The sequence below is a fragment of the Ralstonia nicotianae genome, assembly GCF_018243235.1.
GTDB classification, from domain to species: Bacteria; Pseudomonadota; Gammaproteobacteria; order Burkholderiales; family Burkholderiaceae; genus Ralstonia; species Ralstonia nicotianae.
In genome coordinates, this window is the sequence record NZ_CP046675.1 from 1622208 (window position 1) to 1645522 (window position 23315).

A 23315-nucleotide genomic window follows, 5' to 3' on the forward strand; every position below is an offset into this window, starting at 1 on the left:
AGCCGGCCCATTCTCCATTCATTACAAGAATCCGATCTCCCATGTCTTCCTCGCTTTCGGTCCGACTCAACACGGCGGGTCTTTTCGGCGTGAGCGCCGTCCTGCTGTATGCCTTTGTCCACCAGATCGTCCTGCACGACCTGCCATGTCCGCTGTGCCTGCTGCAGCGCGGGTGCTTCATTGCCGCGGGCGTGGGCCTGGCGCTCAATCTCCGCTTCGGTGCGCGGCCGGCGCATTACGCGCTGATGATCCTGGCGTCGCTGGCGGGCGCCGCCATCGCCGGCCGCCAGATCCTGCTGCATATCGTGCCCGGCACCGGCACCTACGGCGAAGCGCTGTGGGGTCTGCACCTCTATACCCTGGCGTTCATCGCGTTCGCGGTGATGATCGCGGGCACGGCGATCCTGCTGCTGCTGGAGCGTTCGCCCGAGGCGGACGAGGGGCCTGCCAAGCGCGCGCCGATGTCGCGCGCGGCCCTGGCGGCGGTGGCCCTGCTGACCGTGCTGACGCTGGGCAATGTCCTCGGCACCTTCCTTGAGTGCGGCGGCGGCATGTGCGCGGACGATCCGGTCATCTACGATCTGCTCGGCCGCTGAAGCGCGCCGGGATGGGATGGGCGGGGCGGCTTGCCGATGGCGGGCCGCCCCGTTTTGCTGTCTGCCGGTAGCGCGGGCTTGCGGTCAAGCTCGTGCGAGCCGCTGTCCATTGCCGGCCGGTGACGCACGTGCCGATGGATCAGAAGCGCAGCGCCTGCGAGCGCCCTGGCGCAAGCCCTTGCGATCCGGCGCCGAGATCAGTCGAGGAAGGTCGACATGTCGTGGCAGACACGAGCGAACGCATCGACGAAGGATTGCGCCTGGTCTTCGTTGAGCACCAGCGGAGGCTGGATGCGCATGACCCGGTTGTTGTTGGCGGTGACGAAGGTGAGGATGCCGTACTCCTGGGACAGCTTGGTCACGAAGCGCAGGACGAACATCTCCTCAAAGCTCTTCTCCACTTCTTCGATGGCCGCGCGGATGTGCTGCCTGGCCTTGCCGGACAGCATCCGGTAGGTGGCCGCGGCATCGCCCGGCATGCGGTTGGCGAACTCGCGGATGAAGGCCTCGATGCCGCCGGCGTAGCTGTGGCTGAACTCGATGGCGATCATCAGGCCCCGGCCGCGCACTTCCCGGATGAACGGATAGTCGCGGGTTGCCGCTGTCAGCTGGTGCCTGAGGCTTTCGCCGACCCGCGCGGCGTTGCCCGCCAGGTCTTCCTCGGCCAGCACATCGAGGGTTGCCAGGCCCGCCGCCGCCGCCAGGTTCCCGCCGCCGAAGGTCGAGGTGTGCAGGGCGAAAGTGTCGATGTTGCCGTAGGCGCGGTCCCAGATCGCCTTGCGCGAGAGGGTCGCACCGATCGGTACGGCGCCGCCGGAGAGCGACTTCGACAGGATCAGGATGTCCGGCTCCACGCCCTCCCATTCGCAGGCGAACATCTTGCCGGTGCGGCCGAGACCGGTCTGGATCTCGTCGAGGATCAGGATGCAGTCGTACGCCGAGCAGAGCTGGCGGACCTTGGCCAGATAACCGTCCGGCGGAATGATCACCCCGCCCTCGCCCTGGATCGGCTCGACGATGAAGGCGCCGACGTCGCCGGTCTGCAAGGCCGCCTCCAGCGCGTCGGCATCCCCAAAGGGGATTGCGTCGCAACGCGGCAGCAACGGCTTGAACGGCGTGCGGTGCTTGTCGCGGCCGGTCACCGACAGGGCGCCGAGGGTCTTGCCGTGGTAGCCGTTGTCGCAATACAGCACGCGCGGCTTGCTCATGGCGGCAAGGGCGAGCTTCAGGGCAGCCTCCACCGCCTCGGTGCCGGAGTTGCTGAAGAACACCCGTTCCATGCGCCCCGGCGCCAGCTCGCTCAGGCGCTGGGCGAGCTGGCTGGTCTGCAGCGGCACCGAGACATATTGAACGAACGTCGGATGCTCACGCTGCAGGTAGTCCAGCAATGCCGCCTTGATCCGGGGATGGTTGTGGCCGGTGTTCAGGCAGCCATAGCCGGCGACGAAGTCGAGGAATGCCTGGCCGTTGATGTCGGTGAGGGTGCAGCCGCGACCATGCTGGAAGACCCGTTCGATATGGTTGAACGCATAGAAATCGCGGAGGATCGGGTTGATGTGTTCGCCGAAGCTGCGCAGCGCGTGCTCGCGCAGCGATTCGCCTTCCAGGCCGGCCGGCGACTGGGTGCGCGGGCGATGGAAGGGCCGCAACGCAGCGAAATGGCGATCCTCCACGGGCTCGCCGTAAGACGCCATCGGCGACGGCGAGAAGCCGTGCAACTCTGCGATGCGACCGATTTCCAGCACCTTGTCTTCGGGCAGCTCGCGGCCGATCGAGAACGCCTCGGCGCGACCTTCCAGGCCGAGGATCAGGGTTTCCGCCAGGCAGCCATTGAGAAACTTCTTCGGCGCCAACCCCATGCTTTCGGCGCCGAAGCGCAGCGCCGAGCTGGCCGAGACCAGGCCGCCGTCGATGATCAGGATGTCGTTGCGATCCTTGCGGTAGGGCTTCACGTCGCGCGGCAGCGCCGCATCCACCACCACCGACCCGGGGCGCAGGCGATACGGATCGATGAGGCCGCCGGTGGAGGTCGCCGCGACGTAGAACTGCACGTGCTCGTAGCAGTGCTCGATGTCATTGCTCAGGCGGACCTGGGCGTGCATCGACTCCGGCAGGTAGGCGAGCCCCTGGCGGCCCTGCGCTTCGCTGCCGCGATGCACCAGGCACAGGCGGCAGCCATGGCCGGCGAGCAGCTTGGCGATGACCAGCGCGATCGAGCCCGGGTAGCCGACCACCGCCACCTCGGTATCGGCGGGCTCGACACCGAGTCGGTCCATGGACTCGAGCACATTCCTGTAGGCCGCGTAGGCGGTCAGCGAGTTGCCGGTGGTGACCGGTATGCCGGTGCGCTCCAGGGTTTGCAGGCCGCGGTTGCCGACGATCGCGGTGAAGCCGCCGAGGCCGACCACCTGGGCGCCCTGATCCTTGAGGCTCTCGACCGCGTCGACCACCCGCTGGGCGATGGCGCGTGGTTGCGAGAGCATCTCCTCGGCGGTCAGCGGCATGTAGTGGAGGATGCCTTCGCAGACCGCCCCCTGGGCGCTGACGATGCGCCCGAAGTCGGCGAACGGAACCAGGTTGCGCCATTGCCAGCGGTCGTCGCGATAGCCGCGGTCCTGCTCCGCGATGGTTCGCTCCAGCAGGTCGACGATCTTCACATGACGCTTGAGAGCAACGGACGTCGGATGGGCGATAAATCCAAATTTCATGGTCTTGGGGGCCGTGGACGGATTCATTGGCGGTTCCAGGCGGTTTCGGAGACGAGGCTCAGCCCGTCTCCTTCGGAGTTGTGGGCGAGCAGGACATCGAAAATGTTCAGGCGCCCTGGCTCGGTCAGGGCCGCGCGCAGCGCCGGCTCGTCGAAGTCGCTCAGGTGTTCGCGGCGCAGGCTGATCGCGCCGATCCGCTCCTGCGGCGGCGCGCTGCGCAGCGATGGCACGGCAACCTGCACCGCGCCGTTGTGCGCGTAGCGCTTGTCCAGGTAAGACTGGATCAGCGACAGGACGCCGTTGGTGAGATAGAACAGGGTCACGTTCTTGCGCGCGCCGAGCGGGTCTTGGGCCAGGCCGACAGCCAGGCGCGCTTCGATGTCCGGCACCAGGGCGCGGGCACCGTCGCCGACGAAGGCGAGCACGTTCTGCGAGCCGGTGATGGCGATGTAGGGCAGCGCCATCAGCGCGTCGCCCATCAGTGCCCGGCCGTACCAGCCGGAGAACCCCGGACTGGTGCGAGGGACGTTGCGCACCGCCGAGATGCCGCAGCGACCGACGTCGTAGACGCCGATGTAGCGGTAGTCTTCCTGCTCGATCAGGTCGCGGACCAGCGCACCGAGGCGGTGGAAGAAATAATTCGCCGTCATCGGCGTGGTGCGGATGCAATCCGTCGGCACCGTTTCCGGGAGCTTCTGCATGACGCTCAGCTTGGCCTTGCGTTCGCGCAGCACCTCGTCGTCGACGTCGAGCCGGCTTTCCACGTGGGCGAGGAAGGTGTCCAGCGGCAGATCCAGCGCCAGGTCGGTGAATGGCGAGATGTGTCGGGGGTTATGGTTGACCTGCACCACTTTCAGCTGGCGCTTGAGCTTGCCTTCGGAGAACGGCGTGGTGGCCTGGTCGACCTTGCTCTTGATGAAGAACACGCACTGGCTGTCGGTGTCGTTGATCTCGTGGTCGGTATGCAGGAACTTGTAGATCCGCCGGCTGAAGCCATACAGCGACAGCGGTCCGAGGTAGTTCGGCAGGTATTCGCCGTGCTGGTACGGGCCGATGCTGCCGGGCTGGGTGATGCTGTCCGCCAGGGCGATGCCGGCGCGCCGGGCAATGCGCTGCACCCGCGCGCGCTGGTCGGTGCTGAGGTGACCGCAGAACCAGAGGATGTGCATCGGCTGCTGGTTGATCAGCCGCATGGCCTCGTCTAGCGCGGCGCGCTGCGTCTCGTTCGGGCCGGGCACCGGGGCCGGCTGCGCAAGCGCAGGCAGGCTGACCTGGAGCGCTTGCGCCGGGCGCGATTCCAGCACGCCCTGGGTCGCCAGGATGAAGACCGGCTCGGGCCGCTCGGCGAGCATGGCGAAGGCTTCTTCCAGGCGCGCGCCGATCTCTTCGACCTTGCGAATGAAGACATGGCGCAGGCCCCGGGCGGCGATGACCTGCCGGCTATCGTTGTCCGCGTCCATGGTGCCCTGGAAGGCGAACCAGGTGCTGTCCGGGCTGTCGGCGCAGACGATCAGGCCCGGCGCCTCCGCCCGTTTGAGGTTGGACAGGGTGCCGCGGAATTCGTCGAGCATGCCCGAGGTCACGGCGATCACGAAGGCCCGCTCGAACAGCTGCCAGCCGGCCAGCGCTGCCACCGCCAGGCTGTGTTCGTTGCAGCCATGCAGGCAGCGGACCTCGCTGTCGGTCGTGCACTGCTGCATGGACTGGATGAAGCCGGCCACCATCGAGCCGGTGTAGGAATGGAAGTCCCATGCATCGCCCCAGCGGCTGCGCATGAAGCGCGTGATTTCGCTGGCCACGCTCACCGGAGGCAGCGCACCGCTGACCACCGAGCGCGCCAGCATCCGGTTGAGGTGCGCGTGCTCGAGGTGATCGAGCAGCAGGCGCAGCAGGTCGGCGCGGCAGGCGGCCTGGTCTTCGCTCCTGACCCGCAGGTGACGATTGCCCCCGATCCCGAGCATCAGCCAGGGCAACGCTTCCGGCGAGCAGAACAGCATCGCGGAGTGGGGCGTCAGACGCTGGTGCCGGCCTTCACAGGCGCCGGCCTCGAAGAGCGCATCGAACGGATCATAGGCCTGCTCCGGGGGCCGGTGTGCCTGATCGACGATGAAGACATCCACCGGCAGATCGCCGGCCCGGGAGCGCAGGCCTTCGCATGCCGCGTCTTCGCTGGCGAAATGCAGCAGGCTCAAGCGTGGTGCCCGGGCCGTTTCCGCCAGATTGTCCAGCAGGTAGCCCTGTGCCTGGGCCATCAGGGTGTCCAGCACCGCTTGGCTGTGCGGCTGCCTGCCGAGCGCTTGGCCGATGGTTTCGACGGATTCGCCCCGGTTGTCGCGAGACGCATGCTCCGCGCGGTCGAATCCGCTGTTCAGTTGCTCGATAACGAAGCGGACGTTTTCACGCAGCGCCTCTGATTGTGTAACGAGGCAAATCCCTAAATTTCCACTCATCCCTATATCCCATATCAAGATCGAATTCTTGAATAAACGCCATTCGCAAGAAATGAGCGCAACAATGCCTATCCGCCATTTATGGATGGGCGAATATCGATTGATGCAAACTCAATGCTAGCGTGGCGTTGAAGGCAATTTTGTTAAATTGCGCTTGTGCCGATTAGGGTGGTGTATTTTTTTGTGAAGACTTGGTATTTTTGGAGATTACCACGCAAGATGAATGTCTTCTCCTGTGATAAAAAATTTTGAGAATTGATTCGCTGAATTCAGCTGTTATTGGAATTTACTCGCGTGATTGGCAGGGTGGGAGGGCATTCGATGCATTGACCCGTTTCAGAACCATGCGCTTGCGTCGGTTGTGCCGGTTGTAGGGCGCTGGCGTCATTGCGGCTGGTGCCACAGTTGTGCTTCTGGCGGCCGGAGCCGAGGGAATGGCCGAACTGGCAGGCTGCGTGTGTGCCACAAGGAATCCCCGCGTGACGCCGTGGCGGCGGCGCCCCAACCTTGGCAAGGTCGCCGGGTGGAGGATCTGTGGCGGACACACGGGAGCGCAGCGGACGGCGGATTTTCGGCAGCCCCCACTCCGGGGCGGTCAAGATCCGGGATAGGGGGCGCCCTTCGGCCGGTCCTCGACGCTGGCACCTTCTCCTGCCCAGGTGAGACCGCAAACTAAAACGGCCGCTGGGGGCGGCCGATTGCGTCCTGGGGCCTGGCGTCCGTCCGGAGGGGGAGAACAGCCAGGCCATGTTAGCCAAGCGCGTACGAACTAGGTGCTATCACGGTGCCGGAGCGAAAATGCATGCGCTCGCGTTTTCGTTTCGCGTTATTTATTTTATGAAACTCAAATAAATTATGTGGTTTCAGCAAAAAAACAACGCTCCTCCCAGGGCTGTCGCTGCCAAGGCAGAGGTCAGCATGTTGCGTTAATAAATTGCATATAATAAAAATTTCTCCGCATATACTGCATTCAGATAACGCAAATGGACCTCCCATGAGCAACAAGACAGTCCAGCGGCTCCTGCAAGAAAGCCGGCGCGGCCACCCGATCGATTCCGACATGCTCAGGGAGATGGGGGTGAGCGCAGCGCTCGCAGCGTACATGGTCAAATCCGGTTGGCTGCAGCGTCTCTCGCAGGGGGTCTACCTTCTGACCGGCGACATGCCATCAAGAGACGGCTCGATCGCCTATCTGGGCCAATGCATACCCGGCCTGCATGTTGGTGGCAAAACAGCCCTCGCCTGGCAGGGGGTACGCCACAATATCGCCTTCCGGGAACAGGTCGTCCTATGGGGACAGAAGCCGTACCGCATTCCTCCGTGGGTGGCGGAGCACCTGAGCTACTCGTACCAGACCACAACCCTGTTCGACGAAGATTTCCCCTACGAGAAGGGCCTGAAACTGCTTCCGGCCGGCGACCCCGCGGTACGGGTCTCTGTGCCGGAGCGAGCCATCCTGGAGCTCGCGAGCGATATCGGGAAGGGCCAGTCGATGGAGGAAGCGAGCAACCTGATGGTCGGCTTGCGCAATATCCGCTCCGACGTGCTGGACGAGTTTTTGAGCCACTGCAAACGTGTGAAGGTCGTCAGGCTCGTGCGCGACCTCGGGCTGGAGGCCGATTTTTCATGGGCAAGAGACGTTCAGAAGCATGTTGACCGTCTTGGCGCCGGGAAAAGATGGTCGAACAAAACGAAGAACGGCCGGCTAACACTCAAACCACAATGAACGAGATCTACGTAGGCACCGTCCGGCTGATGCTCGGCATTGCACCGATTGTTTTCGATACGCCCATCTTCGCCATGAAAGGTGGTACCGCGTTGAATCTGTTCTTGCAGGATATGCCGCGTCTATCGGTCGATATTGATGTCGTGTTGACCGACCGAATGCTGTCCAGAGATGACGCGATTGCTGCGATCAGCAGCGAACTGGAACGCGCGCGAGAACGAATCGAGGCCGAGGGGCATGCGACGAAGTTCTCGAAAGCCGCCCCATCCGGGAAAGCCAAGGGCGATGAAGTGAAGCTCACCGTGATTTCCGGTGACACCTCGGTCAAGGTGGAAGTCAACTACGTGTCCAGGGGCACATTGCTCGAACCGGTCGCACGCCCCCCTCGCACCAGCGGCCGAAGAAACGTTCAACACCCGCATCGTCGTGCCCACGCTTCATGAAGCGGAGCTGTATGGGAGCAAGCTTGTCGCGGCCCTGGACCGCCAGCATCCGCGCGATCTGTTCGACGTGATGCACATGTACGCTCTTTTCGGCTTGCGCGAAGATATCGTGGATGCGTTCGTTGGCTACCTCGCCGGGCACAACAGGCCCATTCACGAAGTGCTGTTTGGCCCGAAACATTCGATGGCGGAAGTCTACGAGACCGACTTCGTTGGGATGACTCTCGAAACCGTTGGTCTTGACGTACTTGAGGCAACGCAAGGTCGCCTGCACCGGGAGCTGCCTGCCGCTCTCACCGAGAACCACCGCCAGTTCTTGCTATCGCTGGTCCGCGCTGAACCCGACTGGTCCCTGATGCCATATGAACATCTGCGCGATTTGCACAGCAGGAATCTTTGCTGCGCGAGCACTTTGTCAAACCGGACAGCGGGAACGCGCAGTCCTGACCGGGTTTGAGTTTGGGGCGCGTGGGGCACCACCGAACTCACTGCAGTTGCGCATGCCGTCCGTGGCACGGGTGCGCCTTCCAGCCGCGCTCTCGATCCCCGGCTGCCAAGGACACACCCGCAATCCGATCGCCACGGATGGCCGTTGAGGCAAGTGTGCCGCCGTGCTGCACGGCGGTCGGCGTTCCGGAGATCGAACGGATGAGCCGACGGCTCAATTCGCAGCGCTGTACGCTGCCTTGATCGCCTTGTGCCGCTGTTCCATCTCCTGCCGCAGCGCGCGCCGCTGCTGCGCGGCTTCGAAGCGCTCCTTCTCTTGCGCGTCCGTGGGCGTCAGCGGGGGCACGTCGGCCGGCTTGCCGTCGTCGTCCACCGCCACCATGGTGAAGTAGCAGCTGTTGGTGTGGCGCACCACCTTGTTGCGGATGTTCTCGGTCACGACCTTGATGCCGATCTCCATCGAGGTCCGGCCGGTGTAGTTGACCGAGGCGAGGAAGGTCACCAGTTCGCCCACGTGGATCGGCTGGCGGAACACCACCTGGTCCACCGACAGGGTCACCACGTAGCGGCCGGCGTAGCGGCTGGCGCAGGCGTAGGCCACCTGGTCGAGCAGCTTGAGGATGTGGCCGCCGTGCACATTGCCCGAGAAGTTGGCCATGTCCGGGGTCATCAGCACGGTCATGCTGAGCTGGTGGGATTGCGTGTTCATGAGACAGCAGAAAGTGACTTATGGGACGAAGAAATGGGTACGCCGCGAGCCGCGTGGCGGCGCCAGGTGGAGCATTCTGCCTGAAAGCTGCTGCGCTGCGGCGTGAGCCGGGCCCGATGTTTGTCCGCCACGACAGTGGTGTTCCCGCGCGGAGGGTGCCCATCGCGCTTTGTCGTGGGCGCGTGTCCTGCAACGAAAGACCGGGGAACGTGGGTGGTCAAAACGCCGCGCAGTGGCGGGCAATGGAGACGGCGTGCCCGGGATGTGTGCGTGCGGGGGAGGGGGGCACGCGATTGGGGCGAGGCAGGGGGCGCGCGACTCCACCCTTGCCGGGTCGCGCGCATCGCGATTGTGCTGGTGTTGTGCTGGTGCGTGAGGGGATCTACGGCAAGCCGTACAGACGGTGTTGAAGCGATGACGTATCCCGAAGCGCTGCACGCCGTGCCGGCAAGTTGGGGCGTTGCCCCGCGAGAAGCGGTGGAAGGGGTGTGGAATCAGCGTGTGCCGAAGCTGGCCACGGTGGCCGTCAACGTCGCGCCGCAGGAGGTTTTGTGTTCCTCGAAGGCGATGGGCACGCCGTCCACCTTGAAATGCTCGTCGCCTTCGATGATGACGCAGTCATGATGGCCCTCGCGCGGGCAGGAACAGCGGCCACCCTTGCGCGCAACCGCGACGCCGTTGACTTTGAAGTTTGGGGCGGAGGTTTGGACGACGGCGCCACCGTGCTCGGTGGGGTCGCCCAGGCGGATGACTCGGGGCACGGGACGTGTCAGATGATCGATTGGCGGGCGGCATTCCGCTGGTCACTCATGCCCGTTCTCCATCGGTCTTGACCGGCGCGCTGGAAGGCAGCGCAGAAGCATCGGCCGTGTCGGGCATGGGCTCGTAGCTCAGCAGCGTCCACACGGTGGCCGTCTGCCGCATCGGCCGCTCGCCCTTGAGGCGCTGCCACAGCGAAGGCTTGCCCACGATGGCGACCTTGGGCATGACTTGTCCCTCACGGATGAAGCGGTGGCCGCCATCGATGGCGCCAACATCAGGGCATTGCCACCAGCCGGTTTGCGGACACTGACGGCCGGTGGCGGCGAGTTCGCCCAATGGCGCGGACGGGGCATGCGGGGGCAGCGGATCGTTGGATACGGCCTTGCCCGTGCCGGGGCCGCCAACGGGGCGCACGCGAATGGTGGAGGTCAGCTTGTCCCATAGCGCAACGGCCTCTTCGTCGGTAATGCTCGGGCGGTGCTTGCCGACCATGTTGTCGGCGACGCCGGTTTGCATCTGCACGTCGAGCAAAGGCTTGAGCGGGTCGGTCGGGTGGCCCAGGCTCATGAACTGGAAATCGTGATGCGCGCTCACGCTCTCTTGTTCGGGCAAGTGTCCCAGCGCTTCATAGCCGGTCCACCCCTCGATCTGGCGGTCGCCCCGGCGCAGCATCTTGATCTGGCGATACCAGTCGCCGCCGCCCATGCGAATCGTGTTCGCTTCGGCCCGCTTGAGCCGGGGTTCCAAGGCGCTTGATTCTATCAATCGGCCCTGGTTACGGCTGGTGTCGATAGAGATATGCACGTCGGGGAATTCCTTGAGGCGGATGCCGAGGGGAATCCGCTCGTGCGTCAGCCAGCCCGACGAATCGTCGAGGAAGGCACCATCGAGACAGACACCGGGGGCGGTGGGAACCTCGTCGTCGGCGCGGGCATGCAGGTTGCGGGCAGTAGCGTTCAAATCCTCGATTGCATCGCCAAGACTCGCGATCACCGATTTCTTCGGTGTTTGGCCGGTGAGTTTGTACGGTTCGACAGGCGCCTGGGTTTCTTGGATATACAAATCCTGACCTAGACGAATATAGGACTCCACCTCATAAAAAGAACCTCGGAAATTCTGATAGCCCACCACGATCTTCTGGCCCGATACAGCGCCGTCCAAGGTTTCCTTATAACGATTCAGGTCGTCTCGTTTTTCGTCATAACGATCTTGCGCTTTGAGTTCCGTTTCTCGCTTGGCAACATACTCCTCCAGCTTGTCGCCCTCTCCTGGCAACCGCTCGATCCGAGTGCTGGCGCGTACGGGCCCGAAAACGACAGTCGCCGTAGCCGGCACATCGATCAGGAAGCGCCCAAAGCAAACCGTCTTGGTCTTCTCAAACAGCGGTTGCAGGCGGGGAGACAGCGCGGTCATATTCGGTTTCCTAAAGGATTCGGGCGTGCGGTCGAACCAGCCTATGGCGTAAGCGGTCAGGCCAATCAGGGCCAGCAAGGCGGGCGCGCTCCATCGGGCATGGCGCCGCAGGCGTTGCAACAGGGGTGGCGTCATGGGGTGCTCCACTGCATGGTTTGCGCGATGCGTACAAGGCTGTAGAGGGTGGAGCACAGCGCGTGCTCATCCTTGTAGCTCGATTGGTGCTCATAGCCGGTCTGCCGGAACAGCCCTTTGAACTTGCCGCTGCGCAGTTGGTGGTCGGCGGAGTACAGCGGCACGGTCTGATCGCCAGCGCCATCCGCCGGCAGCAGATGCACGCGGATGCGTTGCGCTGTGGTGCCGGTCAGCTCCAACGCCCCTTGCTGCGTGTCGGTCACGATCCGCAGGGCATCGACATTGCCGACCATCGACCGCTCGTTGATTTCCCACGTCACGTTGCGCCAGGTCGGGCGGCCACTGTCGGCGCCGTAGTGCGCGTAGCTCTGGTCGTGGTAGGTCTGCTCAATGGTGCGGTGGAACGCTCTGGCTTCATTCAGATATCCATGCGTGCGCTCAATGCCTCCCTCCTTGTCACCACCGGGGTTGATCCACTCGGGACGCAGTAGCCCATACCATCGGTCTTGCAGCTTGTAGATTTCCTCGTAGGGGTCGCCGGTCTGCGGCAGGCTCCTGAGCGTGCGGCCCTTGTGCGTCACGCGCAGCCAGCCGTTGCCATAGGCTTCACTGGGCAGCAGTTGCAGGCCGCCCGGAGAATTGGCCAGAACGGCCGTCACTTCGGCGCCCATGTTGCCGCAGATTTTTGCCGTGACGCTCGCGATGGGACCGTGCAACATGCCCGCGTCCTCGAAGCCGCAGCGCATGCGTTTGTAGGCCGTCGCCGCGCCAATGGATGGCTGCACGCCGTGCACCACGCCCAACACCTTGTCCTGCATCTTGCCGATCCTGGGATGCACCAAGGCACGTCCGACCAACCCGCCCATTGAGTGGGTCACTACAATGACCTTCTCGCACTGGAAGCCCCATTGCCGGTAATCCGCCATGATCTTCTCGATGCGCTGGGCAACATACTCGGCGGATTCCCAGTTGGATTTCAGCCAGTTATAGCCCACGGCATGCACCGGGAACCAGCAGCCCTTAACGGCTTGTTTCAGGTCGTCCTCGGTCAAAGGCGCCAAGGCTGGCTGCTGGTTCGCCTGCCATGTGGAGGGCGCCACGCCAACGACGCACTTCCACCACTTGTCGAGCTGCCCGCCCCAAAACGCCGAATTCAGGCGCTGTTCGCAGCGCTCCAGCAGCAGCCGGTAGCTGTCGAAATACACCTCGCCCCATCCGCGCTTGCGCGCCTTGTGCTCCTTGGTCTGGCGCGGCTTGGCCGTGGGCGGGTCATCGCAAATCAGCGGCGTTTCGATACCCACGTCGAGCTTGAATTTCGGCAGGCTCACGTTGTCGTGTCGCATGTTTGCCGTTTCCTTCGGGTCGCCGGTCGGGTTGTGGTCCGGATCGTAGGTGTCCACCTCAGTCATCTCCGGGTCCAGTAGCAACTGGCGTGTTCGTGTATCGGCGTCGGTCATGTCATAGGCAAATCCATACCGCTCGGGTCGCCAAGCGATGTTGTTGTCCCTGCGCAGTTCGCGCTGCCGCTCGGGCTTCAGGCGCAGATTGGTGCCCATGATCCCCGGCAAAAATGGTATGGACGCCTCCGCCGCAGCAATAATGGTGCGTCACCACCTTTCCAGGGAGAGCGGAAATGGAACCGACCATCATTGGCGTTGACATTGCGAAGCAGGTCTTTCAGTTGCACTGGATTGACCGCGAGACGGGGGAAGTGGTTGACCGGCAACTCAAGCGAGGTGCCTTCTTGGAACATTTCGCAAATCGTGAACCCTGTCTGATTGGCATGGAAGCGTGTGGCAGCTCACAACACTGGGCACGGCGGTTAAGCGAACTTGGACATCAGGTCAAACTGATGCCGGGCAAGCTGGTCAAGGCGTTTGTGACAGGCAACAAGAACGACGTTGCTGACGCGCGCGCCATCTGGGCTGCAACGAGTCAACCTGGCATCAAGACAGTGGCAATCAAGACCGAAGCGCAGCAGGCCGTTCTAGCGCTGCATCGCATGCGCCAGCAGCTAGTGATATTCCGGCGCTCTCAATCGAATTGCTTGCGTGGACTGCTGAGCGAGTACGGCGAAGTCATGGCATTGGGGCGGGCCGCGATGAGCCGAGCGATGCCCGACGTGCTCGCACGGCTGGAGTCGCGATTGCCGGCAGTCCTGATAGATTCCCTCAGAGAGCAATGGCAACGTCTGAGCAACATGGACGAGGAGATTGCCCGTATCGAGCGGCGCTTGAGGGCATGGCTACAGGAAAGCGATGCGTGCAAGGCAATTGCGGATATTCCAGGCGTCGGCTTCTTGACTGCGACTGCGGCAGTTGCCGCAATGGGCAATGCGAAGGCCTTCAAATCTGGTCGTGAGTTTGCAGCTTGGCTCGGCTTGGTGCCAGCGCAGATTGGGACGGGAGGGAAGGTGCGCCTACTTGGAATCAGCAAACGAGGCGACCGCTACTTGCGCACCTTGCTCATTCACGGGGCGCGCTCGGTCATGAAGCACGTGAAAGATGCAGAGTCATGGGCAGCAAAGCTCAGGCAGCGGCGACCGCTCAACATTGTGATAGTGGCCTTAGCAAACAAGATGGCGCGGACGATTTGGGCATTGCTTGCGCACCGATGCTCATACCGAGCTGACTATACGGCGGCAATTGCATGACGGCACCATGTATGGCATCCGGATGCCCTTGATGTTGCACTGAACGCGAACTTCCCAGGTTGCGCAAGGTATCGATTGTGATGGCAAACAGGTTAGACCGGGGCTCACCAAACCTGCATCGTCTTCTGGACATCATGGTCCGTGGCAAAAATGAGGCGTGAGTCAGCGGATTCCATAGGGGCCAGCGGGGTTCGTCCTGTATAGGCCGGATATAAAACCGCAGCCTTCTTACTTGTTCGACAACTCATCGACATCTTGCCAAACAGGAGGCGTCCATATAAAGATGATGGGCAGCACACGGCGCGGCAGGATGCTCGCGCGCTGGATGGACTTGTCCTCGACGGGCGAGAGGAACCCCTGGGTTTTGCGCCCGCCGTGTTCGGGGTAGGTGGGAAGCTGATAGACGTAAGGCATGGCGCGGGTCAGTCGAGAATTTCCAAGGCGTCGTGCGCGAAGGTGGTGCCGGTCGAAATGCCCGTTATTGGTGGGCAGGTTGAGGCTCGAACGGAAAATCAGGGGTGACGACTCGGGGGAATATTCAATCAATCGAATCGTCGATATTCGGTCGATTGAATAGAGGCGCCGCTGCCATGCCGTTCCTGATGGGTACAAGCGTGAGACCCCGAGGCAGTCTCGTTTTTAGGTTGTCGAGTATAGACATCCAAATGGCCGGGAACAAGCGCACTTTCGTGCCGATTTGAAAGGCTGAAACCCGTGCGTTTCTCGTTTGTTAATGGGCAATAATCACTGCCCAACGATGCGGGGCCAGTGGGCGATTCGATGGCCTCAGCCGGATGGGGCCCCCAGGGGGCTGAGCCGGGTGGCATCCGCGTAGCGTGTTGGGCTGGCCGCGTTTCACCCTGTTTGCTGTTGGGACTTTGCCTTGCCCGCATGCGGCTTCGGGTACGGACCACTTGAATATCGAATCTGCGCAAGCTTGGGCATCGCGCTACACTGGTCGACTCGATCACGCCGCCTGGCGGTCCTGTCCCCCCGATTTCCATGACCACGTCTGCCCCCGTGCTCGCCCAGTCGCATGCGCTGGATGCCGAGCAGCAAGCCTTTTTCCATCGGCACGGCTACCTGATCCTGCGCGCGCTGGCCGGCCCGTCCGAATGCGCGGCGCTGCTGGCTGCCGCCCGCGCCGCGCTGGACGCTGCGGTGCCGCCGGTCGAGCTGGAGGCCGATGTCGGCTATGCGGGCGCGCCCGCCTCGCGCGATGCCGTGGGTGGCCGGACGGTGCGTCGCCTGCTCGATGCCGATTCGCGCGGCACGCCGTTCACCGATTGGGCCCGCGATGCGCGCGTGGCCACCCCGATCGCCCAGCTGATCGGCGCGCCGGTGCACCTGTCCCTCGCCCATCACAACTGCGTGATGACCAAGCACCCGGCGTTCGGCACCGCCACGCACTGGCACCGCGACAGCCGCTACTGGTCGTTCGCGCGCAACGAGCTGGTGTCGGCCTGGCTGGCGCTGGTGGAGGAAACGGTGGACAACGGCTGCCTGTGGGTCATTCCCGGCAGCCACACGCTCGACCTGCCGGCCGGGCGCTTCGACGACAAGCTGTTCTTGCGCCAGGACCTGCCGGAGAACCGCGCGCTGATCGACACCGCGCGCCCCGTACCGCTGCTGCCCGGCGACGTGCTGCTCTTCCACTGCAACACGTTCCACGCCGCGCGCGCGAATCAGACGGGCGCCATTAAGTTCTCGCTGGTCACGACCTATTATGGAACGGACAACACACCGTTACCGGGCACGCGCTCGTCGGCGCGGCCCGATCCCCTGGTGGGCTGAGTTGCACGCGTACGGCTCCAACGTTTGCAGCCCAGTCCCCAGTCGTTTGTAGGTGATCGGCGGACAGATGGGTGTCACGCGTGGTTGTTAAGGTGGAGCCCCGATCGACGCCCCAAGGAGGCGGACATGCCGATTCAGGAAGTGGTCCACGGCCCGCACATCATCCTGGTCGATCCCCTGCAGCGTGCAGACCATCGCTGGATGGCGCGCTTCCAGATCTGCCGTGCCGGCCGTGTCGTGTACGACTGGGAAGATGTGGAGATGCCCGAAGGGTTCATCTCGTCCCAGCTCGCCATCAGTGCCAGCGTGCTGCTGGCCGAACAGCGTCTCACCCAGCTTCCCCACTGACCTTCCGGTCGACGCCGCCCGCCGTCGCGCCCGCTGCGGTGCCCGCGCCGGGCGCGCTGTCTTTGCCCCGGCCGTTGCAGGCGTGATGGGTTCATCGCGCAGCGCCACCGTTGGCACCGCGCATCGAACCGTTGGTCGCAGCAGGCGGGACGTTGGGGGCACGCTTGCCTAGACTGCCTCCTGAACGCCGGCCACCCGGGCCGGCCCGCCAGGAGGCTCCCCATGTCCATGTCGTCGATGCCGTTGCGCCGCGCGCGCCTTGCCGGGGCGGCGCTCGCCCTGCTGTTGCTCGCGGCGTCCGCGTCCGCCGCCACGCTGACCGTCACCATCGAAGGCGCCCGGAACCGCCAGGGCACGGTGCGCGCCGCCGTGTTCCGCGATGCCGCGCACTGGCTTCAGCCGGATCGCGCCGCGCGGGCGGACGTCGCCGCGCTCGATAGCGTGACGGGCGACAGTGTCACCTTCGTCTACACCGATCTGTCCGCCGGCCGCTATGCGTTGTCGGTGTTCCAGGACACCAACGGCGACGGCAAGCTCGACACCAACCCGGCCGGCTTGCCCATCGAGCCCTACGGATTCAGCCGCGACGCGCGCGGGCGCTTCGGTCCGCCCGCGTTCGACGATGCCGCCATCGACGTGCAGGGCGACCAGCGCGTGACCATCCACCTGCGCTGAGCGTGAGGCCCGCCATGGAACGCCGGTCATTTCTCACCGCTGCCGGCCTGGGGCTGGCAGCGCCCTTTGGCCTGACGCCGCGCGATGTCATGGCCATGGCAACGGAGTCGGCCGACGCCTGGGCGTCCGGCTTTGCCGCCGCGCGGGCCGAGCGCGCCTGGCTGGCCGGCTTCGAGGGCGTGTCCGCCGATCTGCCGCCCAGCGCGCTCACGGTGGAGGGCCGCTTCCCGGCCGCGCTGCACGGTTCCCTGTATCGCAACGGACCGGCGCGGCACCAGATCGGCGGCCTGCGCTATCACCACCTGTTCGACGGCGACGGCCTGATCCAGCGCTACGATATCGACACGCGCGGCGCGCGGACACGGGTCACGCATCGCGGCGTATTCGTGCGCACCGACAAGTTCGTTGCCGATACCGCCGCGGGCCGGCCGGTGCGCGGCACCTTCGCCACGCTGCTGCCGGGCATGGTGCCGATCGATTCGCCGGATGCGATCAACGTCGCCAACACCAGCGTGGTGATGCGCGGCGACGAGCTGCTGGCGTTGTGGGAGGGCGGCTCGGCCACGCGGCTCGACCCGGACTCGCTGCGCACGCTGGGCGTCAAGACCTGGCGCGCCGACTACGCCGGCATGCCGTTCTCCGCGCATCCCAAGGTGGAGGCGGACGGCACGCTGTGGAACTTCGGCGTGAGCAGCGCCGCGGGTCTGCTGACGGTGTATTGCGTGGGCGCGGACGGCGCGCTCAGGCGCGCCCAGTCGGTGCGCGTGCCGCAGATGGCCATGGTGCATGACTTTGCCGTGACACAGCGGCACCTCGTCTTCCTGCTGCCGTCCTTCATCTACGACGTGGAGCGTGCGCGCGATGGCGCGTCGTTTCTCGACGCGCACGTGTGGCGGCCCGAGCTGGGCATGCGCGCGCTGGTGCTCGACAAGAACGACGCCGCGCGCATGCGCTGGTTCGAGCTGCCGGCGGGCTTCGTCTTCCATGTGGGCAACGCGTGGTCGTCGCCGGACGGCCAGCGCATCCACCTCGACTATGTGCGCTCGGACGATGCCGCGATCGTCACCACCGCGCTGCGCGAGCTGATGCGCGGCCACATCGTGCATCCGGCCGCGCCGGCCAGGCTGACGCAGCTCACGCTCGACCTGCGCTCGGGCCGCGCCGGGCAGACCGCGACGCCCTACGCGGCCGAGTTTCCCAAGATCGACACGCGCCGCACGGGATTGCGCCATCGCGCGCTGTTCTGCGTGGCGAATGCCGTGTCGCGGCCCGGGGCGGACAGCCCGATCGGCTTCGATACGCTGATGCGGTTCGATACGGAATCCGGCCACGTGCAGCGCTACCGCTTCGCGCAGCGCGCGCTGGTGGAGGAGCACCTGTTCGTGCCGGCCGGGCCGAACGCGCCGGAAGGCGAGGGCTGGCTGCTCGGCACGGTGTTCGACGTGGATGCGGGCCGCACGCTGCTGACGGTGTTCGATGCGCGCAATGTGTCGGCGGGGCCGGTGGCCGTGGCCGCGCGCGAGGGCGTGGTGCCGCTGGGGTTCCACGGGCTGTTCCGCCCGCGCGCGGCGGCGTGACCGGAGGCGGCGGGCAGCCCGGCACCGCCGCGCCCCGGCCGGAGGGCCTAGCGGAAGGCCGGCTCGTCGAAACTGCGCAGCTTGCGCGAGTGCAGCGTCTCTACGCCGTTCTCGCGCAGCAGGCGCACCGCCTCCATGCCGATCGCCAGGTGCTGCGAGACGCGCTGGCGGTAGAACAGGTTGGCCATGCCGCGCAGCTTGAGTTCGCCGTGCAGCGGCTTGTCGGACACGCACAGCAGGGTGCCGTACGGCACGCGCAGGCGGAAGCCGTTGGCCGCGATGGTGGCACTCTCCATGTCGATGGCGATGGCGCGCGACTGGTTGAAGCGCGTGTACAGCGCCTGGTATTTCAGTTCCCAGTTGCGGTCGTCGGTGGAGACCACCGTGCCCGTGCGCATGCGCGATTTCATGTCCGAGCCCGACAGGCCGGTGATGCGCGCCACGGCCTCCTGCAGCGCCACCTGGATCTCGGCGATGGGGGGCACCGGCACCCACGGCGGCAGGTCCTGGTCGAGCACGTGGTCGTCGCGCACGTAGGCGTGGGCGAGCACGTAGTCGCCCAGCTGCTGCGAACGGCGCAGGCCGCCGCAGTGGCCGATCATCATCCAGCAGTGCGGGCGCAGCACGGCCAGGTGGTCGGTGATGGTCTTGGCGTTGGACGGGCCGACGCCGATGTTGACCAGCGTCACGCCCAGGCGGTCTTCGCGCACCAGGTGGTAGGCCGGCATCTGCGGCAGGCCCTTGATGCGGTGCGAGTCGTCGGGCGCGGGCGTGCCGAGCTCGTGCACGGTGTCGCCGGGCTCGACAAAGCGGACGTAGCCTTCGTCGTTGCCTTCCTCCATCAGCTTGCGGCCGAGGGCGGCGAACTCGTCGACGTAGCGCTGGTAGTTGGTGAACAGCACGAAGCGCTGGAAGTGCTTCGGGTGCGTGGCGGTGTAGTGGTACAGCCGCTGCAGGGCCAGGTCGACGCGCTCGGCGGTGAACATCGACAGCGGCTGCGGCTCGTTGTCGGCCGGGCGGTAGGTACCGTTGGCGATGGCATCGTCGATCTGCGCCAGGTCCGGCAGCGGGAAGGCGCCGCCCAGCGCGCGCGCCTGCTCGGGCGTGATGTCGATGGTGGAGGCCTCCACCACGAACGGCAGCGGGATCGGCCGGTTGCTCACGCCCACCACCACCGGGCTGTTGTGATAGTGCAGCAGCCGTTCGATCTGCACGCGGTAGTACTCGCGGAAGAGGTCGGGCCGCGTGAGCGTGGTGCCGTACACGCCCGGATACGCCACCGTGCCCCACGACGGCCGCGCATCGCTTACCAGCGTCTTCGGATCGACGGTGATGCCCAGATAGGGGTAGCAGGCCGGGGTGTCGTCGTCGAGCGCTTCGCCGCGCGCGAAGGCGTGGAAGCGCGCGCGGATCGCCTGCGCGGAGCGGTCGTAGATGGCGGTGATGCGCTCGACGGCGCTGCCGGCGTCGGTGCAGACCGCCAGGTCGTGCGCGGGATAGAGGTGGGCGGAGGCGCGGGTATCGGTCATGGAAACATCATACCGGCGTTTAGCGGGGTGGCGATAGCGATGGCGCGGCGCCGTCCGCCTGTGCCGGTCGGGTGTCATGGTGCCGTGGCGCGCGCCGTTTCCGGTTCGCGGAGGAAGCGCTGATTTCGCATCCGGCCGCCGTGCCGCTGCCCGGGTTTTGGCATCGTCCGGCCCTTGCGGCGAGGGACGGGGCCGCTGCGCAGGGTTGCGCGGAGGCGGCGCGCCGACCCCGCGGCCCGGGTGACGGTTCGCGTACGCCGTCCGAGCGCTCCGCCGATGCGCTATCGACCGAGGCGGAGCGGGGCCGTATCGGGTTGCCGCGAACGAACATCGGGAGGGCACCATGCTTGGCGGAAACATCACGGAACGTTCGATCCGGGCACCGGCGGATCCGGTGGCATCGCCGGCCGGCCCCGACACGGAGCGGGCCGGCAGCCCGCAGGCGCACAGACCGCCCGCGACCAGGCCCGTGGCGTTGGAGGGGCTGGCCAGGCCCCCGGTCTGCGCGTCGCCTGGAGCCTCGATGGCCGCCGTGGCGTTGCGGCAGGCCGAGTTGCCGCTGCGCGCGCTTCCGGCGGCAATGCTGCAGACCCCGGAAGGGACGGTGCTCACCAAGGCACTGAAATATGGCGCGCTTTTGCAAACGCTGGTCAGCGACGCGTCCGTGAGTACGGACAAGCGGCGGGAGCACGCAAAACGGGGTGTGGAGCAGGCCAAAGCGGGGATAGAGGCGCTGTCCAAGCTGTCCAGGAAAGGCGGTCTGCCCAGCGTGGCAGCATTGCTGGGGGACCTGCTCCATCATCTTGCCCAGGCGGCGATGGTCGGCATCAAGGCCTATCACCGGATGCTGAATGAAGAATGGGATGCGCGCACGGAACGGTTCGGCATCCGTTCCGAGCATGCGACGGCCATGAGCGCGTACGAAGGCCTTCGCTCCGCCTTGACCGAAAAGCCGTTCCAGGGCGCGATGGACGAGCTCGCGTCCTATCGTGCCGCCCTGGACCACTTTGTCGAGGCATGCAAGCCCAGCCGGCCGAATGATTCGATGCCGGCGCGGCTGGAGCGCAATCTGCCCGCTGTCTTGTCCGGCCGGGTGCGCTGCCGCAGCGCCCGGCAGAGCCTCGATGCCCTCCATCTTGCGCTGTGCGGGTTCAGCCTGCGCAGAATCGCCGTCGTCATGGGACTGCCGGACCTCAGCCAGCGTGTGAGCGCATTGGCGGGCGCCATGAAATATCGGCACGACGAGGTGGAGACGGCGATCCGCAGGCTCGATGCGGTCGCCATGTGGTATCCGGGCGCCGAAGGGGCGCCGCCGGAGCGGTTGACCGTGCGGCAACTGGCCGAGTGCAAGGCGCTGGTCAGGGCGTATCGCGACGGGATCGACCGGGTCGGCACGCAACTGTGCATGGATGCCGCCGCCAGGATCGAGGCGGCCGATACCTCCCCGCTCTGGAAGACCTTGCTGGAAGTGGTGGAGGTGATTGCCCGCTACAAGGGGTGGCTGGACGAGCTGTGCGACAGCGTTCGTGGCGGCGATCCGGAGCCGGCCGCCGCGCCGGGCACGTCCGGGCAAGCGCCTGTATCGGCGCCGGGGATTGCGTCCTCGATGCCCGACCCGGCGGATGCGTTGGCGGTGTCGGATACGGTTGACCCGGTGGATGCAACTGATGCAACTGATGCGACCGAAGCGGCGGTCCGGACCGAGGACCGGGGCTCGCCGGCGCCGGTGAGGCCGCTTGCCGCCGCGCCGCGCCTGCCGGACACGCGTACCGCCGTGCAGAAGCAGGCCGATGGTCTCCTGAAGCGATGCCCGGTCGATTCGGAAACGGCGGCACGGTTCGGCGGCGACGCCGTCGCGATCGCGGATGCGTTCGGCAAGGACACGCGCGACATCGAACGCCTGATGGGCGACCGCAAGACGAGCGCCGCCGTGGTGGCAACGTCGATGCGGCAGGAGGTCGACGGGTGGTTCGAGCGCCGCGAGCGTCTGGAACAGGTGCGCAGCGGGCTCTGCGCGGAGGATCCGCGGACCGGGCACCTGACCGATCGTCTTCGCGCATTGGACATCATCGACCGGTATGTGACGACCTGGGAAGCCGACGCCGCCAAGTGCGCGCTGTTCCCCAAGGCAAAGCACCTGGAGCGGCTGCTGGAGATGGGCGAGATCGAGCACGTCGACGCGCCGGTGCCACTGCGTTCCGGCAAGGACAAGCGCAACCGGGATCGCGTGTTCGAGATCCGCATCCAGCCCAAGCGGCTGTCCAGCCCCGACGGGATCGAGGACGGCGATCGCGCATTGCCGCTGTTCGTGCATCTGCATCTCTCCAGGCCGGTCGACGCTGGCAAGCTGCACACGCTGTCCTATGGGGATTTCAACGCCGTGCACCTGAAGCTGGCCGCGCAACAGGGGCAGGGGCGGAACTGGGAAAAGATGATGCACGCGATGGGCTATCGCGATGCGAAGGTGGAGCGGGCGATGGTCGGCGATGCGCTGCTGCGCCGGCTGTTTGCGCTGGCCGGCCGCGATGATGCGGTGGCATCTGCGGTGGCCGGCGCGCCGGGGGCGCATTGAGCGGGGGCTGGCGTCTAAGCGTCGCCAACAAAACTGATCGACAAATCGACCGCGGATGACGGCACAAGCCAGGTGGAGCCAAGCGAGATGCGTATCAAGAGAGCGCTCGAAATGCATGCGCAACTTGCCGTGGACTGATGCCTCGATCTCGCAGATGCCGGTGGCATTGCGCGAAGTCGTACCGCTTATCTGCGTGGAGCTTGTTGGGGCGGCATCGCGGACGGCCGGTGAGCCCCGGCACACTTGGAATGGCATCGACCAGCGCTTCGAACACCACCGAGTCATGGCGATTGGCGCCGGTCACGCTCAGCGCCAAGGGTACGCCGCGCCGGTCTACGGCGAGATGGCGTTTGCTGTCGAGCTTGCCGCGATCCGTGGGATTCGGCCCTGTTTGTTTGCTTGCCCCCGGGGGGCTCGCTACCGTCGCGCTGTCGATGCTCGCCCGCCCCCAGTCGATCTGGTCATGCTCGCGCAGACGCTTGAGCAGCGCCAAATGCAGTCGCTCCCAAACACCGTCAGCCTGCCAGTCGCGCAAGCGGCGCCAGCATGTCATACCGCTGCCAAAGCCCAATTCCTTTGGTAGGTCTTCCCATGGGATACCGGTCTGCAAGACAAACAGGATGCCGTTCAGCGCAGCCCGATCGCCCGCGCGCGGCTGGCCTCCTTTGGCCGAAGGCTTCACAACCGGTAGCAGCGGTTGCAGGACCTTCCACAATGCATTGCTGATCTTCTTTCAAGCCATGTCACCCAAAACGTCCATGGATCGTTGCCAGATGAC

Annotated in this window: 16 protein-coding genes and 2 pseudogenes; 9 read left to right on the plus strand and 9 right to left on the minus strand. The window is 65.3% G+C overall.

Features of this window, described 5'->3' with window-relative positions:
• The first annotated feature begins 41 nt into the window (after positions 1 to 41).
• Positions 42 to 596: a disulfide bond formation protein B gene (locus tag GO999_RS23020; RefSeq protein WP_011003514.1), complete on the plus strand. Its 555-nt coding sequence runs from the start codon at positions 42 to 44 to the stop codon at positions 594 to 596.
• A gap of 197 nt (positions 597 to 793) precedes the next feature.
• Here the strand turns inward: GO999_RS23020 and pigE are convergent, their stop codons facing one another.
• Positions 794 to 3304: a prodigiosin MAP biosynthesis aminotransferase PigE gene (gene pigE / locus GO999_RS23025; RefSeq protein ID WP_089191149.1), complete on the minus strand. Its 2511-nt coding sequence runs from the start codon at positions 3302 to 3304 to the stop codon at positions 794 to 796.
• Positions 3305 to 3327: 23 nt separating this feature from the next.
• Positions 3328 to 5754, minus strand: coding sequence for a decarboxylase (locus GO999_RS23030; RefSeq protein WP_029240445.1), 2427 nt, complete (start codon positions 5752 to 5754; stop codon positions 3328 to 3330).
• 994 nt (positions 5755 to 6748) lie between these two features.
• Between GO999_RS23030 and GO999_RS23035 the strand changes: the two genes are divergently transcribed.
• Together GO999_RS23035 and GO999_RS25140 are read left to right on the plus strand one after the other, a co-directional pair.
• On the plus strand, positions 6749 to 7480 hold the full coding sequence (locus GO999_RS23035) for a type IV toxin-antitoxin system AbiEi family antitoxin domain-containing protein (RefSeq protein WP_211906929.1): 732 nt from the start codon (positions 6749 to 6751) through the stop codon (positions 7478 to 7480).
• Positions 7477 to 8305: pseudogene (locus GO999_RS25140) on the plus strand (nucleotidyl transferase AbiEii/AbiGii toxin family protein); the annotation flags it as partial. The gene GO999_RS23035 and the pseudogene GO999_RS25140, both read left to right, overlap by 4 nt.
• 279 nt (positions 8306 to 8584) lie before the next feature.
• On the opposite strand, the gene GO999_RS23045 reads toward GO999_RS25140, so the two are convergent.
• From GO999_RS23045 to GO999_RS23060, 4 genes are all read right to left on the minus strand, one after another.
• On the minus strand, positions 8585 to 9079 hold the full coding sequence (locus GO999_RS23045; RefSeq protein WP_011003518.1) for an acyl-CoA thioesterase: 495 nt from the start codon (positions 9077 to 9079) through the stop codon (positions 8585 to 8587).
• Positions 9080 to 9573: 494 nt separating this feature from the next.
• On the minus strand, positions 9574 to 9840 hold the full coding sequence (locus GO999_RS23050; protein WP_019719105.1) for a PAAR domain-containing protein: 267 nt from the start codon (positions 9838 to 9840) through the stop codon (positions 9574 to 9576).
• Between the two features lie 46 nt (positions 9841 to 9886).
• Positions 9887 to 11389 (minus strand): T6SS immunity protein Tli4 family protein, encoded by a 1503-nt coding sequence (locus GO999_RS23055; RefSeq protein WP_211906930.1) that lies wholly within the window; start codon positions 11387 to 11389, stop codon positions 9887 to 9889.
• Positions 11386 to 12945, minus strand: coding sequence for a Tle4 family T6SS lipase effector (locus tag GO999_RS23060; RefSeq protein WP_211906931.1), 1560 nt, complete (start codon positions 12943 to 12945; stop codon positions 11386 to 11388). The genes GO999_RS23055 and GO999_RS23060 overlap by 4 nt, the downstream gene beginning before the upstream one ends.
• Positions 12946 to 13022: 77 nt before the next feature.
• Between GO999_RS23060 and GO999_RS23065 the strand changes: the two genes are divergently transcribed.
• Positions 13023 to 14042, plus strand: coding sequence for an IS110 family RNA-guided transposase (locus tag GO999_RS23065; RefSeq protein ID WP_019719041.1), 1020 nt, complete (start codon positions 13023 to 13025; stop codon positions 14040 to 14042).
• Positions 14043 to 14270: 228 nt separating this feature from the next.
• Here the strand turns inward: GO999_RS23065 and GO999_RS23070 are convergent, their stop codons facing one another.
• Complete coding sequence (locus GO999_RS23070; protein WP_200764382.1) at positions 14271 to 14588, minus strand: hypothetical protein; 318 nt, start codon at positions 14586 to 14588, stop codon at positions 14271 to 14273.
• 456 nt (positions 14589 to 15044) lie between these two features.
• On the opposite strand from GO999_RS23070, the gene GO999_RS23075 reads away from it, so the two are divergent.
• From GO999_RS23075 to GO999_RS23090, 4 genes are all read left to right on the plus strand, one after another.
• Positions 15045 to 15836, plus strand: a complete 792-nt coding sequence (locus tag GO999_RS23075; protein WP_020829574.1) for a phytanoyl-CoA dioxygenase family protein — start codon at positions 15045 to 15047, stop codon at positions 15834 to 15836.
• A 126-nt stretch (positions 15837 to 15962) separates the two neighbouring features.
• Positions 15963 to 16184: a hypothetical protein gene (locus GO999_RS23080; RefSeq protein ID WP_011003525.1), complete on the plus strand. Its 222-nt coding sequence runs from the start codon at positions 15963 to 15965 to the stop codon at positions 16182 to 16184.
• 222 nt (positions 16185 to 16406) lie between these two features.
• Positions 16407 to 16859 carry a DUF2141 domain-containing protein gene (locus GO999_RS23085; RefSeq protein WP_016725207.1) on the plus strand — a complete coding sequence of 151 codons (453 nt, stop codon included), beginning with the start codon at positions 16407 to 16409 and terminating at the stop codon, positions 16857 to 16859.
• A 14-nt stretch (positions 16860 to 16873) separates the two neighbouring features.
• Positions 16874 to 18436 carry a carotenoid oxygenase family protein gene (locus GO999_RS23090; RefSeq protein ID WP_021156165.1) on the plus strand — a complete coding sequence of 521 codons (1563 nt, stop codon included), beginning with the start codon at positions 16874 to 16876 and terminating at the stop codon, positions 18434 to 18436.
• 47 nt (positions 18437 to 18483) lie between these two features.
• Here the strand turns inward: GO999_RS23090 and GO999_RS23095 are convergent, their stop codons facing one another.
• A complete protein-coding gene (locus GO999_RS23095) occupies positions 18484 to 19965 on the minus strand; it encodes an AMP nucleosidase (protein ID WP_011003529.1) in 1482 nt (493 codons plus the stop codon).
• 343 nt (positions 19966 to 20308) lie between these two features.
• On the opposite strand from GO999_RS23095, the gene xopP reads away from it, so the two are divergent.
• Positions 20309 to 22537, plus strand: coding sequence for a type III secretion system effector XopP (xopP, locus tag GO999_RS23100; RefSeq protein ID WP_211906932.1), 2229 nt, complete (start codon positions 20309 to 20311; stop codon positions 22535 to 22537).
• Between the two features lie 27 nt (positions 22538 to 22564).
• Here xopP and GO999_RS23105 read toward each other — a convergent pair.
• A pseudogene (locus GO999_RS23105) lies at positions 22565 to 23264 on the minus strand (IS5 family transposase); the annotation flags it as partial.
• Positions 23265 to 23315: the final 51 nt, after the last annotated feature.